The sequence below is a fragment of the Marimonas arenosa genome, from assembly GCF_030848945.1.
Taxonomy (GTDB): Bacteria; Pseudomonadota; Alphaproteobacteria; order Rhodobacterales; family Rhodobacteraceae; genus Marimonas; species Marimonas arenosa.
The window spans coordinates 348,703-362,558 of the sequence record NZ_JANHAX010000004.1 but is presented as its reverse complement, the minus strand read 5'-3'; the positions used below and the strand labels follow the sequence as shown (position 1 = coordinate 362,558).

The following is a 13,856-nucleotide window of genomic DNA, read 5'->3' as shown; positions in this document are numbered from 1 at the left end:
CCCGTTTTGGCCACCTCCTTCGAAATTCTCTATCTCGGCACCGGCCCGGATATCGACCCGTCAGAGGGCAACGACTCCAGCGAAAACGCCGGCGCGCTGGTCGGCCTCACATTCGGATCCGCTGAATCGCCGCTGGCCTTCAACGCCCAGCACACGTTCAGTCCCGTCGGCTATTCCGACGACGATCCGACCATGCACGACGCGAACAACAGTGTTGCCAGCGACACGTTCAGCATCGACGGCGACCCGCCACAGACCTGCGACTCGCTCGGCCTCTACAACGCGACGATCACCTGTACCGACGGCACGCTGGACGCGACCATCACCGCCGTGGTGTTTCAGGAGTCCAACGGAAACCTCTACCTGGCGCCAGAGCTGAGCGCCAACAGCGATTATTACGCCGTGACCGCCGCCCCGATCGAAAGCATCACGTTCGATTCGGTCGCCGCCGGTACCCAGGTCAATCTGATCGCCGACCGGCAAAGCTCCGATTTCCTGTGTTCCGAAGTCCGCACCCGCCTGCTGACACCGGGCGGCGAGCGGCCGGTTTCCACCATCACGCCGGGTGACCGGATCGTCACCGCGGATCACGGCGCGCAGCCGGTGCACTGGGTCTGGCGCACCGACGATCTCTGGACCCGGGACAGCAACCCGGAAGAACCGATCCGGTTCGCTCCCGGCGCGCTGGGCGCAGGCCTGCCGCATCGCGCGCTGATCGTCTCGCCATAGCACCGCCTGCTGGTGCCCGATGCCGGCCACGGCCCCGGCGCGCTGGCCCCGGCCAAGGCCTTCACCGGCCTGCCCGGCATTCGCCCGATGCACGGTCGGCGGCGGGCGATCTACATTCGCCTGATTTTTGAACGGCACCAGATCGTCTTTGCCGAAGGCGCCCCGACCGAAAGCTTCTTTCCCGGCGCGGTTGCGATGTAAAACCTCACTCCGAAACACCGGCTCGATATTCTGCACCCGTTGCGCTGCCCCGTCAGCGGGACCGTCGGCGGCGGTTATGCTCCGGCCCGGCCATTCCTGAACCCCGGACAGCTGCGCCGCACCGGCGCGTTGTCGGCGCCGGTCTGGACCTCAGCCCGCCTAGCCAGGGCCGGCCTGGGCCAGCTTCCGCAGCTGGCTCTGGTGCGGTCCGCCTGACACTGGGCGCCCCGGCCTCGGGCCAACCTCCGCCAAACCGGCCCGCACGCGGTCCGGACCGGAAAGCGCGAACGAAAAAGGCGCCCCGCAGGGCGCCCTTCCGGATGGTTTCTGCGCGGGGTCAGTGACCGGCGGCATTGTCGACGTCGATCGTCACGCCCGGGCCCATGGTCGAGCTCAACGCGATCTTCTTCATATAGGCGCCCTTGGCCCCGGCCGGTTTGGCGCGGGCAACGGCGTCCACGAAAGCGCGGACGTTCTCGACCAGCTTGGCTTCGTCGAACGACGCCTTGCCGACGCCGGCATGCACCACGCCGGCTTTCTCGACCTTGAACTGCACTTCGCCGCCCTTGGCCGCTTTCACCGCCTCGGCCACGTCCATCGTCACCGTGCCGACCTTGGGGTTCGGCATCAGGTTGCGCGGACCCAGCACTTTGCCCAGACGGCCAACGACCGGCATCATGTCAGGGGTGGCGATGCAGCGGTCGAACTCGATCTTGCCGCCCTGGATGGTCTCCATCAGGTCTTCGGCGCCGACGATATCAGCTCCGGCTTCCTTGGCCTCGTCGGCCTTCGGGCCACGGGCAAAGACAGCGACACGCACGTCCTTGCCAGTGCCGTTGGGCAGGCCGACGACACCACGGACCATCTGGTCGGCATGACGCGGGTCGACACCCAGGCAGACGGCGATTTCGACGGTTTCATCGAACTTGGCATTGGCATTGGCCTTGACCAGGCTGACCGCCTCTTCCACGGAAATGTTCGATTTGCCAGCAACGGCTTCGCGAGCGGCGCGGGTACGTTTTCCAAGCTTTGCCATGTTACTTCACCTCGATGCCCATGGAGCGGGCGCTGCCCACGATGATCAGCATTGCCGCCTCGATATCGTTGGCGTTGAGGTCCTTCATCTTGGCCTCGGCAATCTCGCGCACCTGTTTGGTGGTGACGCTGCCCACGGTCTCGCGGCCGGGGTTGTTAGCGCCCGACTTCAGATTGGCGGCCTTGCGCAGGTAATACGACGCCGGCGGCGTCTTGATGTCCATCGAGAAGGACTTGTCCTGATAATAGGTAATCACGGTCGGGCACGGCGCGCCCGGTTCCATGTCTGCCGTCTTGGCGTTGAACGCCTTGCAGAATTCCATGATGTTGATACCGCGCTGACCCAGCGCCGGACCGACCGGCGGAGACGGGTTCGCTTGCCCGGCTGGGACCTGCAGCTTCATGGTCCCGGCTAGTTTCTTGGCCATTGGCCTTTCTCCTTTTCCAACACCGTCGGGGCGCGCCCCTCGGGTTTTCGTTGCCGTGGTCCGGTCCAGGGGCCGCGGCCCCCTCGCCTCCCACGTCTGTCACACGTCAGGTCTGCTTGGTGACCTGCGTGAATTCCAACTCGACCGGGGTCTCCCGGCCGAAGATCGACACCGTCACCTTCAGGCGCTGGTTGTCGTCGTCGACTTCCTCGACCATGCCGTCGAAATCCTCGAACGGCCCGTCGTTGACCTTGACCTTCTCACCCACTTCGAAGTGGATCATCAGCTTCGGCGCTTCTTCGCCCTCGGCGACGCGGCCGAGGATCGCCTCGACCTCGGCGTCGCGCATCGGCATCGGACGGCCCTGCGGCCCCAGGAAGCCGGTCACCCGGTTGATGCCGTTGATCAGGTGATAGCCCTTGTCGGACATCTCCATATGCACCAGCACGTAACCCGGCATGAAGCGGCGCTCGGTCGTGACCTTCTTGCCGCGGCGCACCTCGATCACCTCTTCGGTGGGCACCAGAACCTCGTCGATCTGGTCCTCGAGGCCCTGCTCGCCCACAAGCTGCCTGATCTGCTCAGCGATCTTTTTCTCGAAATTCGAGAGCACGCTCACCGAGTACCACCGTTTCGCCATCTGTGCTTCGATCCTGTCTGCCGGCGCCCAAGACACCGGATTATTCCGTTTCTGCAAGCAGCTGCCCGCGACACTCCCCGCAACAAAAAGCGGCGTGCAACACGAATCGCCACACGCCATTGTCGGAGAGTGGGGCGGTGCTACCCTCTGAGGCCAATGAATTCAAGGGCCGGGATGCGATTTTTCGCCGCCGGGTTCGTTGACTCGAAAACACCTCTCGCCCGCGATGGTGCGGCGTGCGGGTTCGATTGTCGCGAATTGCCTCAGCCGAACAGGCCCAGGATGCCCTGCAAGCCCGATTTGATGAGCAGGTCGACAAGCGCGAAGAAAATCGCGGTCAGCGTGGCCATGATGAACACCATGACCGTGGTCAGGAAAACCTCGCGGCGGGTCGGCCAGACAACCTTGGCGACCTCCGAGCGAACCTGCTGGATGAATTGAATCGGATTTGTGCGGGCCATGACCTGTCTTTCTTGAAGCTCGGGGGTCACATACGCGGGCGCGCCGGCGATTTCAAGCCTGCGCTGCCTGACCTTCGCCCGCAGCCCCGCGGCCGGACGTCACGAGCGCAGTTGCCCCGGGACCCGGCCCGCCCGGGCCACTATGTCCTCTCGCTCACTCTGAAGCCGATCGAACGGATCGGCATCCATCGCCTCGGTTTGGCTGACTGCGGCCGAGCGGCCGAAATCAGGCAAATAAACCCCGTCGGTCCAGCTTTCCGGCAAGGCTGTCAGCCAGCCATCGACCCGGTCGGCCCCGCGCTGGACCCGCTCCAACACGCGTTGTGCGGTTTCGGGGCGGCGCTTCGAGAACCACTCCCAGAACACCAGCACCAATTCGGTCACCCGGTCAGGTCCCAGCGTGAAATACGCGATCAGCACGATCCACAGCCCAAGAAACAGCAGCCCCGGAATCAGCCACGGCTTCCAGATCATCACCGCCAGCAGCAGCAGGACTGCACTATGCTTGCGTTTGGGCTCGTAGCTGGCGATGCGGGCCTTCAGCCGGTCGACAATCCTGTCGGGCGCCACGGCGTTGAAGGATGCCGTTGAATGCGGGAGCTCCGGTTGGGTCTGGGCATGGGGTTCGGCCCCGCGGGTTGCCCAATCGTCCGGCAGGTCCGCCAGGTCCGTCACCCGGCGGCGGCGCGGCAGCAGCGCCGCCAGGCGGCCGAGCAGACCGGGGCCCCGGGCGTCGTCCATGCCAGCCGGGTCATCGTTCATCTCGTCGGAATCGGCAGCGCCCAACTCCGGCAGGGTCTTCGCCAGTGCCGAAGGCGCGGTCGCGGTCATTGTCGCGGACGATACCGCCTCGGGCTGCCGCGGCGCCTTGCGCGGCACGGCCGTCTCCTTCGCAGATTCCTGCATCATCTGCCGCACGACACTCAGCGTTTCATCCACAGGTGCACTTTCCGGCTTTGCCGGCACCGATTCACTCGTCCTGACCTTGTTCACTGCTGACAACCTTTCCTGTCGGGTTTGGCGAGACCCGAATGCCCCTCCCAACCTCAGGAGCGTGCCCGACATGGCGGGCTTTTTTGAGGCGGAAAGGCGGCAGAAGCTGGGCCGGGTGCCAGCTAGCCGCCGCCCGGAACCTCGGCACGATGCACCGGCAACCCTGCATAATCGCCGCGCCGATCCCGGTCGAAAGGCAGACGTTCGGCATTGCCCCGGCGAAAGTCGCGCGGCAGTTGTAGCGGCACGAAACACTCCTTTGGTCCGAACACCTGCTCCGGCGCCGCCGCGTCGGCATAGCCCGGGCACCAGATCGACCCACCCCAACCGTCACCGGCGCGGTTGAGCCCTAGCCAGGCCAGCCCCTGTTCCATCGCCCGCGTCACCACGAAGGGCCGCCAGCTGTGAAAGGACAGATCATGCGCATAGGCCGAGCATTGCAGCACCAGGTCGACCCCGTCCGCCGCCAGCCGCGCCGTCAGTTCCGGAAACCGGATGTCATAGCAGATCAGCGGCGCAATCCTGAGCCCGCAGATTTCAAACTGGAACAGGTGATCGCCGGCCCGGAACGCCCCGGCCTCCGCCGAGTCGCCGAACTGCGCCAGATGCAGCTTGTCGTAGAAGCCCAGCAACACCCCGTCCGGCCCGACCGCCGCCTGGCAGATGAAATGTCGCCCCGCCTCGTCGCGCCGCGCGAAGCCATAGACCACCGTCGCCCGAACCGCCTGCGCCAGCTCTGCGAACACCATGAAGCTCGGCCCCTCCAGCGGCTCGGCCAGAAGATCGAGCCGGGCGAACGCCGCCTCGGAATACTCGATCGCACTCAGCTCGGGCAGCACGATCAGATCGTATTGCCCCGGCTCCGCGACCGCCCGGATCCGCGCCACCACCGACCGCAGATGTGAATCCCGCGCCGCTGCGTCGGGCGTTTCCGGCACGTCGATCTGGCAGGCCAGCAACGTCAGGTCTCGCGGTTCAGTCATGGCTTCTCAGTCCCGGGTAGGTCTCAGGTCGTCGCCGGTCAGCCTAACGCGCGTTGCCGACCTTTGTCGCGTGGCAATGTCACCAAAGCCGGTTCGTCAGCATGTCCAGGAGAGAATGGCAGGGGCAGCAGGGCTCGAACCCGCGACCTACGGTTTTGGAGACCGTCGCTCTACCAGCTGAGCTATACCCCTAAGGCCGAGGCCGGGTTTACTGGCCGTCGCAAGCGAATGCAAGACGGAACTGACAGGAAAACAGCGGCCCGATGCGCTCAGTAGCGCTTGCCAAAAACGACGGCGCGCAGCATCTCGCCCTGCTTGATCATCAGCTGTGCCAGATCGGCGGCATAGCTCGCCGGCAGACCAGCCTCGACCGCCTCGGCGAAGGCCGCCTCGGCGTCGTCGTAACGGCCCTCGAGGACCAGAAGCCGAGCCCGGTAATAGCCCAGTTCGACCAGCCAGGGCGCCACCTCGCTGGCCCGCTCAAGGACCTGCCGCGCCTCGTCCAACCGGCCCAGTTCCAGCGCCAGGTTGGCATAAAGCTTGAGATCGTAGCCGTCCGGCGCCTCGGCCGCAACATTCGCGGCCATGATCGCGAGGGCCTCTTCGAACTGCTCGTCGCGGCGCAGCATCTCGGCCAGCCAGTAGCGCAGGAAATCGTCGTTCTCGAACTCGGCGAAGGCGTCGCGCAGCGTTGTCAGGGCGAGTTGGTCGAAGCCCATCGCCGCCTGGGCCCGCGCCTTCAGCACCACTCCGTCACTCAACTCCGGCGCTTTCCGGATCACCAGCTCGGCATCGCGCAGGGCGCGCAAATTGTTGCCGTTCCAGCGCGAGATATGCGACCGCCAGATCAGCACGTCGAGATCGTCGGGGTTAAGCTCACCGGCCTTGAGAATATGCGTAAGTGCGGCCGCGTATCGCTGCAACTCGGCCAGCGCCCGCGCCGCCCCCTCGTGGGCGTTGGCATCCTCGGCTTCTAGCGCGATCGCGGCCTGAAACGCGGCCAGCGCCGCCTCGTAACGGTGCACATCGAGCAGGATCCAGCCCTTTTCGCGCAACGTCCAGCGATCCGTATCGTTCAGCGCCAGCGCCGCGTCGAGATAGCCCACCGCGGTGTCGATATCGAGACGCCCGGCCCGGAACCCCGCCCCGCCAAAACCGCCCAGCCCGTCATTGGTGGGGTTAACCGCCACCGACGCTTCGAAATGTCCGGCCGCCGCAGCGAAGTCTTCGCGGGCATATGCCACCCAGCCCAGCCCGTTCAGCCCCCGGGTCGAACGCGGATCGAGGTCCAGGATCCGGCGGTATTGCACCTCGGCCTCGTCGAATTGCCTGGTCCAGCGATAGGCGTGGCCCAGCGCCTCGAGGATCTGGAGATGCTGCACCCGGCCATAGCCGCCTTCGTCCAGCGCCTGCTGGCAGATACCGATCAACTCCTCGTCGCTGGCGTTGAGGTCGATACATTCGCGGGCATAGGTTTTTTCGGAACTGTCCAGCGCCGTCTTCGCTCCGGCCGCGGGCGCGATGACCACGAATGCCAGAATAACCGCGGCGCTTGTTCCCCGCCGTATCACCGTCCCACGCCCTGTCATACGAACAGCTTAACCGAAGGTGCTCCTGGTTCAACCTCGGTATATCAAAGCGTTGAAGCCGAGATCAGCGAGCCGCCAACCCGGCCGCCACCGTCTGCAGCCGCGCCAGGCCGCCCCCACGGATCGCCGCCTCTTCGGACAGGATCGTGCCGATCGGCCAGTCCCACCAGGCCAGCGCCACAAGCGCGGCAACGGTTGCGCGGTCGAACCGCGACCTGACGACCCGGGCCGGGTTGCCTGCGATCACCGTCTAAGACGGAACCTCTCCGGCGACCACGGCGCCGGCACCGACAATGCATCCCTTTCCGATCTTCGCGCCGGGCAGCAGGCGCGCTCCCTGTCCGACCCAGACGTCATGACCGAGAACGGTGTCCGGCCCCGGCCCGGGCATCGACGGCGCGCTGTCAAACTGGCCATGGAAAACAGCGAAAGGAAAACTCGAGACCCCGTCCATCCGGTGATTGGCCGACGCGGTGATGAACGTTACGCCGCCAGCGATCTCGCAGAATTTCCCAATCACCAGTTTCTCGGGCGAAAAATCGTAAAGCTTGGGCGCCAGGTGCGCGGCCCAATCCGCAGGCGCTACCCGCGCACTGGCACAGGAGGAATCTCCCACCTTGAAGCGAGCATGGTCGATGGCGGCTTTCAGGAAAACGGTGCCGCGGTGCGGGCTGCCGCCGGCCAGCAGCACCGGGTGCAGCGTGTCGGGGACGGAAAGTCAGGCATGGAGATTCCCTATCTGATCTGAGCGATTGTTCGTGTTTCAGATCGCGGTGATATCCACGTCGCCCTCTATCGGCGGCGCGCCAGCAAATCCAAATCACTGCAAAAGAAAAAGGCCGCCTCGAACAGAGGCGGCCCGTGTCTCATCCGTAGGGTGTGCTGTCGCACGGCTTTCGTCGATCACTCGATGATCTTGCTGACCACGCCGGCGCCAACGGTGCGGCCGCCTTCGCGGATGGCGAAGCGCAGCCCGTCTTCCATCGCGATCGGCGCGATCAGCTCGACCGTGAACGACACGTTGTCGCCCGGCATCACCATTTCCGTACCCTCGGCCAGCGTCACCGTCCCGGTCACGTCCGTGGTGCGGAAGTAGAACTGCGGCCGGTAGTTGGCGAAGAACGGCGTGTGACGGCCACCCTCTTCCTTGGTCAGGATGTAGGCCTCGGCCTCGAACTTGGTGTGCGGCGTCACCGAGCCCGGCTTGCACAGCACCTGGCCACGCTCGACGCCTTCGCGGTCGATGCCGCGCAGCAGGGCGCCGATGTTGTCGCCGGCCTCGCCGCGGTCGAGCAGCTTGCGGAACATCTCCACCCCGGTGCAGGTCGTCTTGGTGGTGTCGCGGATGCCGACGATCTCGATCTCGTCGCCGACGTTGATCACGCCACGCTCGACCCGGCCGGTCACAACCGTGCCGCGGCCCGAGATCGAGAACACGTCTTCGATCGGCATCAGGAACGGCTGGTCCACGGCACGCTCGGGCGTCGGGATGTACTCGTCGACCGCCGCCATCAGCTCGCGGATCGAGTTCTCGCCGATCTCCGGATCACGGCCCTCGAGAGCGGCCAGCGCCGAGCCCTTGACGATCGGGATATCGTCGCCCGGATAGTCGTAGGAGCTCAGCAGTTCGCGAATCTCCATCTCGACCAGCTCGAGCAGTTCCTCGTCGTCGACCTGGTCAACCTTGTTCATGTAGACCACGAAGGCCGGGATGCCGACCTGGCGGCCCAGCAGGATGTGCTCGCGGGTCTGCGGCATCGGGCCGTCAGCGGCCGAACACACCAGGATCGCGCCGTCCATCTGCGCCGCGCCGGTGATCATGTTCTTCACATAGTCGGCGTGGCCGGGGCAATCGACGTGGGCATAGTGGCGCGCGTCGGTCTCATACTCGACATGCGCGGTCGAAATGGTGATGCCGCGGGCCTTCTCTTCCGGCGCGCCGTCGATCTGGTCATAGGCCTTGAAGTCACCGAAATACTTGGTGATCGCCGCCGTCAGCGTCGTCTTGCCGTGGTCAACGTGACCCACCGTCCCGATGTTCACGTGCGGTTTCGTGCGTTCAAACTTTTCCTTTGCCATGCGTCCGGCGCCCCTTAGCTGCGGCCCGCAACCTCACGACAGGCGGGCCAAGTTTCACTCCGCGCGCCGTTTATTGGGTTGCCGCCCGGAAATCAAGGCCCGGATACGCGACAGGGGCGAAAAAACCACTCCGGAATTTTCCCCTCGGGCATTGTTCGAAAGCCAGCGTCTCAGCCCTCTGTCCAGACACCTGGACTCCTCCCGACGAACCGCCCGCGTCCGCGTCCGGCAGCGCCGTCAGCCAGCGTGCGCCCCTCTTGATGCGTTACGATTGCCGGACAATCATGTCCTTGGTCCGGCGGCGGATACGATCGGTCTCGGCCACATGCACAGCTCCGCCCCCGTCGCCGCCTGCGCCGACGGCCAATTCGCCATCTAGAACGCGGCCCTGGCAAAGCGGACCGTTACGCCCCGTCCTTGTCCTTGAACCAGCCTTCGGAATAGTTCTGCCGGACCAGGTATCGCTCGATCTGCTTGGCGGCGTTGCGCGCCAGACCGCGCATCTGCTCTTCCGGCGACTGGGTATAGCCCGACCCGAGCAGCGTATGCCCACCGAAGCTTTCGATCACGGTGATCTGCTCGACCTCGGCATTCAGCTTCTCGCCTTTGGAATCGTCCCAGACGGTGAGGTTGACGATCAGGATCGATTTCGGGCTCGCCACCAGCGGAACCCCCGGCTGGGCTAGCACATAGCCTTCCAGGCTGATCCCGAGATGGTAAAACTTGTCGCCCTCGTAGCGGCCGAACCGTTCGTCCACCGCCTCTTTCATGACGGCGATGAACTTGTCCTTGTCGGCCTCGCGTGACACCGGGCCTTTGACCAGGTTCGGCGCCACCACCACATTATGGCCCAGCGCGAAATTGCCCAGCGGCACCGGCGGCTTGTCGAGGTCGTCCGCCCCGGAACAGGCGGTCAGCAAGGCAAGACCCAGCACCGACAACAGATGACGCAACATGACACTCCCCCTTCACTTCCGGCTTTCTCGATAGCGCAGCCGACCCGGGGGTGCAATCGTTTGAAACCAGGCCTGCCGAGCCTATATTCGACGTGACTGGATCGCGGAGAATGACATGAGTGCAGCCGACCTGCCCGTCCACGTGCCGCTGGTAACACGGCCGATGGGGATCTTCGCCAGCCTCAACGCCGCCCGGCGCAACCTTCTGGAAATCCTTCCTGAAATCGCAACCCGCCAGCCAATGGTCTCGGGCCGCACCGCCAAGCGCTGGCACATGGTGATGGACCCCGAGGCGATCCGCCGGATGCTGTTGGAAAATATTGACAATTACCCCAAGTCGCTGGTCACCAAGAATCTTCTGAAACCGGCGATCGGCGAGTCGCTGTTCATTGCCGAGGGCGCGCACTGGCGCTGGCAGCGCCGCGCCGCCGCACCCGCCTTTTCCCACCGCAACGTCACCAACCTCGCCCCGGTAATGAGCGCTGCCGCCGAACACAGCCTGGATCGGATCGCGGCCGCAGGCCAGCGTGCCGTCGATATGTATGACGAGATGGTGCGCGCCACCTTCGAGGTGATCGGCAACGTCACATTCTCGGAAGGCTCGGCGTTCGAACCGGACGAGGTACACCGCGCCATCGACGCCTATATCGACGCCGCCGGCCGGATGTCGCTGTTCGACATCCTGGGGTTTCCCGACTGGGTGCCGCGGCCTGGGCGGGTCTTCTCCGGCCGCGCGGTGGGCGACATGAAGGCACTGGCCGATGGCGCGGTCGAGGCACGGCGCAGCCGGGGGGCGGGCGCCATCCCCGACCTGCTCGACCTGCTCTTGGAGGGCGAGGATCCGGAAACCAAGCGCAAGATGAACACCGCCGAGTTGCGCGACAATCTGTTGACCTTCATCGTGGCGGGGCATGAAACCACCGCGCTCACGCTCAGTTGGGCGCTCTATCTCTGCGCCTTCGACCAGGAGGTGCAGGACCGCGCCCGCACCGAAGCCCAGGCCGCGCTTGATGGCCGCATCGCCACGGCGGACGACCTCGACGCCCTGCCCTTCATCCGCAGCATCGTCGACGAGGCGCTGCGGCTCTACCCGCCCGCCGGCATCATCTCGCGCACCGCCCAGGCGCCCGACACGCTCTGCGGCCGCGAGGTGCGGCCCGGCGACACGGTGATGATCCCGATCTATGCGCTGCACCGCAATCGCCTCTTGTGGGACGACCCCGACGCCTTCCGCCCCGACCGCTTCGCCGACCGCAAGGCGGTGGAACGCTATGCCTACCTGCCGTTCGGCGACGGCCCGCGCATCTGTATCGGCGCCAGCTTCGCCATCCAGGAGGCGGTGATCGTGCTTGCGACGCTGTTGTCGCGCCGCCGCTTCCATCTGGTGCCCGGGCGCAACCCGAAACCGGTGATGATCCTGACGCTGCGCCCCGAAGGCGGTGTCTGGCTCACCTCGGAACCGGCCTGATGCAGGGCAATGCCGATCGGCACCGCGTGCCGGTCTCCTGGTTCAGCCCGGGGGCGCGTAGGTCGATTTCACCTTGGCATAGGTGTCCCAAACCTTTGTCGCCTCGGCCATGTCGTACATCGGAATCGACTTGAAATCGGCAATGGCCCCGCCAAGCGACGCGGCAAGCACGACCCCGACATATTCCCCGATCCCGGGCATGTCGCAAAGCAACGCGACATGATAGTCCTGCCCAACCAGCCCGTAGAAACCGAGCAGCTTGCCGCCCGCCGCCTCGACGGTCGCGCGTGCCACGTCCTCGCGATTCGAACCACTTTCTGCAATCGCCTTGACGGCCTCCGGCGTATACTTCGCCATCCACATGAAAAGTGCCATGTAGTAATCCCTTCCCTGAATGTTTTCTGAAACCGGCCAGGGTGCGTCCCCGGGCCATCATTTAACATAACACAATTTCTTCCGATTTGGTGGAAACTAACCATGGGCTGTTTCAGCAGCCGACAGCACTCGCCTTGGTTGGTTCGCGCCACCGGCCCGTGATGCCGAAAAAGTGAAAGGCCCTTCCTGACCGCGTGCTATCCTTGCATGGCATCGAATGGAGGCCGCCATGACCCGCCTGACCGCCCGGGATTTTTCACCCGAACTGCTGGAACTCTACGATTTCTACGCCCACGGCATGATCACCAAGCGCGAATTCCTCGACCGCGCCGGCAAATTCGCCGTGGCGGGGCTGGGCGCCGCCGCGATCCTCAAGGCGATGAGCCCCGACTACGCTCTGGCCGAACAGGTGAAATTCACCGATCCCGACATCCTGCCGGAATATATCACCTACCCCTCGCCCGACGGGCACGGCGAGGTGCGTGGCTATCTGGTGCGCCCCGCCGCCGCGACCGGCCCAGTGCCGGGCGTCGTGGTGGTGCACGAAAACCGCGGCCTCAATCCTTATATCGAAGATGTCGCCCGCCGCGTGGCCAAGGCAGGCTTCATCGCGCTTGCGCCCGACGGGCTTACTTCCGTCGGCGGCTATCCCGGCAACGACGACGAAGGCCGCGCGCTGCAGAAGACCGTCGATCCTGAAAAGCTGATGAACGATTTCTTCGCCGCCGTCGACTGGCTGACCGCCGCCGAGTTCACCACCGCCAAGGTGGGCATCACCGGCTTCTGCTATGGCGGCGGGGTCAGCAACGCCGCCGCCGTGGCCTTCCCCGACCTAGCCGCCGCGGTGCCGTTCTATGGCCGCCAGGCCGCCGCCGAGGACGTGCCCCGAATCAAGGCGCCGCTCTTGCTGCACTACGCCGAGCTCGACACCCGCATCAACGACGGCTGGCCCGCATACCAGGCCGCGCTCGACGCCGCCGGCACCACCTACGAGGCGCATATCTACCCCGGCGTGAACCACGGCTTCCACAACGACTCCACCCCGCGCTATGACGAGGCCGCCGCGGAACTGGCCTGGGACCGTACCATCGCCTGGTTCCGGCGCTATCTGGCCGATGGCTAGGCAAGGCCTCGGCCTCAACTCCTCGATCCGACAGCGGTCACAGCAATCGCTGCTCTGCGGGTGCGGATTCAATGGATCGGGATCGCCGCAACACACTGGTCAAACCTTTCTGCAGGGGTTTGGTGTTGCATGGTCTTTCTCGGTGGTTCGTTGAGTTGTCTCGCGACTGCGCTGAGCCTGGCTTGGCCTGGCCTGGCTGAAGGTCGTCATATCCAGACCTCTGGGAAAGTACCGGCGCAGAAGCCGGTTCGTGTTCTCGTGACTGCGGCGTTGCCACGGCGACTGCGGATCGCAGAAGTAGACGTCGATCTTGGTCGCCATGGTGAACGTCACATGGTCGGTCATCTCTGAGCCACGATCCCAAGTCAGTGATCGGTACAGCCCTTTGGGCAGCTTGCTGGCCTGTTTGATCGGTGCCGTGATGACGCTTTGCGTGTCCTTGTTCGCACCCTTGGCGAGCATCACGAAGCGGGAATGCCGTTCGACCAGCGTGGCGATGTAGCTGCTGTTTGCCCCGACGATCAGGTCACCTGCCCAATGGCCTGGCACGGCGCGATCTTCGATCTCTGGCGGGCGCTCGCTGATTGGAATGGCGTCCTTGATCCTGCGCAATTTCAACCCCTTCTGGGTCGCATGTCGTGAGCGCCGGATCGCTCGGGGGCTGCACAGGCATTGCTGCAGTTCTTTCTTCAGAACCCCGCGGGCCTGCACATAAAGACTGCGACAGATCGTTTCGTGGCTCACCCGCTCTTGCTCTTCGTCGGGGTGCCTGGGCATCAGCCATGTCAGCCGTTGC

General features: G+C 64.9%; 15 protein-coding genes, 1 tRNA gene and 2 pseudogenes. 4 read left to right on the top strand and 14 right to left on the bottom strand.

Annotation, left to right across the window (positions count from 1 at the left end):
- Window positions 1–192: 192 nt before the first annotated feature.
- A pseudogene (locus NO357_RS15060) lies at window positions 193–930 on the top strand (Hint domain-containing protein).
- Window positions 931–1,267: 337 nt separating this feature from the next.
- Here the strand turns inward: NO357_RS15060 and rplA are convergent.
- The 10 genes from rplA to NO357_RS15010 all read right to left on the bottom strand — a co-directional run bounded on the left by rplA (window position 1,268) and on the right by NO357_RS15010 (window position 7,450).
- Complete coding sequence (gene rplA, locus NO357_RS15055; RefSeq protein ID WP_306736518.1) at window positions 1,268–1,966, bottom strand: 50S ribosomal protein L1; 699 nt, start codon at window positions 1,964–1,966, stop codon at window positions 1,268–1,270.
- A gap of 1 nt (window position 1,967) precedes the next feature.
- Entirely contained in the window at window positions 1,968–2,393 is a 426-nt protein-coding gene (gene rplK, locus NO357_RS15050; RefSeq protein ID WP_306736517.1) for a 50S ribosomal protein L11, read from the bottom strand.
- 106 nt (window positions 2,394–2,499) lie between these two features.
- Entirely contained in the window at window positions 2,500–3,033 is a 534-nt protein-coding gene (nusG, locus tag NO357_RS15045) for a transcription termination/antitermination protein NusG (protein ID WP_306736516.1), read from the bottom strand.
- 263 nt (window positions 3,034–3,296) lie between these two features.
- Window positions 3,297–3,494, bottom strand: coding sequence for a preprotein translocase subunit SecE (gene secE, locus NO357_RS15040; RefSeq protein WP_306736515.1), 198 nt, complete (start codon window positions 3,492–3,494; stop codon window positions 3,297–3,299).
- 99 nt (window positions 3,495–3,593) lie between these two features.
- The gene (locus tag NO357_RS15035; RefSeq protein ID WP_306736514.1) at window positions 3,594–4,433 is read right to left on the bottom strand and encodes a hypothetical protein; all 840 of its coding nucleotides are present in this window, start codon (window positions 4,431–4,433) and stop codon (window positions 3,594–3,596) included.
- A gap of 176 nt (window positions 4,434–4,609) precedes the next feature.
- On the bottom strand, window positions 4,610–5,470 hold the full coding sequence (locus NO357_RS15030; protein WP_306736513.1) for a carbon-nitrogen hydrolase family protein: 861 nt from the start codon (window positions 5,468–5,470) through the stop codon (window positions 4,610–4,612).
- A gap of 116 nt (window positions 5,471–5,586) precedes the next feature.
- Window positions 5,587–5,662 (bottom strand) — tRNA-Trp (locus tag NO357_RS15025).
- Between the two features lie 77 nt (window positions 5,663–5,739).
- The gene (locus NO357_RS15020) at window positions 5,740–7,041 is read right to left on the bottom strand and encodes a tetratricopeptide repeat protein (RefSeq protein ID WP_306736512.1); all 1,302 of its coding nucleotides are present in this window, start codon (window positions 7,039–7,041) and stop codon (window positions 5,740–5,742) included.
- A gap of 82 nt (window positions 7,042–7,123) precedes the next feature.
- Window positions 7,124–7,306: a hypothetical protein gene (locus NO357_RS15015; protein WP_306736511.1), complete on the bottom strand. Its 183-nt coding sequence runs from the start codon at window positions 7,304–7,306 to the stop codon at window positions 7,124–7,126.
- A gap of 3 nt (window positions 7,307–7,309) precedes the next feature.
- Complete coding sequence (locus NO357_RS15010; protein WP_306736537.1) at window positions 7,310–7,450, bottom strand: LbetaH domain-containing protein; 141 nt, start codon at window positions 7,448–7,450, stop codon at window positions 7,310–7,312.
- A 24-nt stretch (window positions 7,451–7,474) separates the two neighbouring features.
- Here NO357_RS15010 and NO357_RS15005 point away from each other — a divergent pair, with 24 nt between their 5' ends.
- Window positions 7,475–7,807, top strand: a complete 333-nt coding sequence (locus tag NO357_RS15005; protein ID WP_306736538.1) for a hypothetical protein — start codon at window positions 7,475–7,477, stop codon at window positions 7,805–7,807.
- Between the two features lie 155 nt (window positions 7,808–7,962).
- Here the strand turns inward: NO357_RS15005 and tuf are convergent, their stop codons facing one another.
- Complete coding sequence (gene tuf, locus NO357_RS15000; protein ID WP_306736510.1) at window positions 7,963–9,138, bottom strand: elongation factor Tu; 1,176 nt, start codon at window positions 9,136–9,138, stop codon at window positions 7,963–7,965.
- Between the two features lie 404 nt (window positions 9,139–9,542).
- Window positions 9,543–10,094 (bottom strand): hypothetical protein, encoded by a 552-nt coding sequence (locus tag NO357_RS14995; RefSeq protein ID WP_306736509.1) that lies wholly within the window; start codon window positions 10,092–10,094, stop codon window positions 9,543–9,545.
- 115 nt (window positions 10,095–10,209) lie between these two features.
- On the opposite strand from NO357_RS14995, the gene NO357_RS14990 reads away from it, so the two are divergent.
- The gene (locus tag NO357_RS14990) at window positions 10,210–11,562 is read left to right on the top strand and encodes a cytochrome P450 (protein ID WP_306736508.1); all 1,353 of its coding nucleotides are present in this window, start codon (window positions 10,210–10,212) and stop codon (window positions 11,560–11,562) included.
- Between the two features lie 42 nt (window positions 11,563–11,604).
- On the opposite strand, the gene NO357_RS14985 is transcribed toward NO357_RS14990, so the two are convergent.
- Entirely contained in the window at window positions 11,605–11,937 is a 333-nt protein-coding gene (locus NO357_RS14985; protein WP_306736507.1) for a GYD domain-containing protein, read from the bottom strand.
- A 229-nt stretch (window positions 11,938–12,166) separates the two neighbouring features.
- Between NO357_RS14985 and yghX the strand changes: the two genes are divergently transcribed.
- On the top strand, window positions 12,167–13,060 hold the full coding sequence (gene yghX / locus NO357_RS14980; RefSeq protein WP_306736506.1) for a YghX family hydrolase: 894 nt from the start codon (window positions 12,167–12,169) through the stop codon (window positions 13,058–13,060).
- A 68-nt stretch (window positions 13,061–13,128) separates the two neighbouring features.
- On the opposite strand, the pseudogene NO357_RS14975 reads toward yghX, so the two are convergent.
- A pseudogene (locus NO357_RS14975) lies at window positions 13,129–13,843 on the bottom strand (IS30 family transposase); the annotation flags it as partial.
- Window positions 13,844–13,856 lie beyond the last annotated feature (13 nt).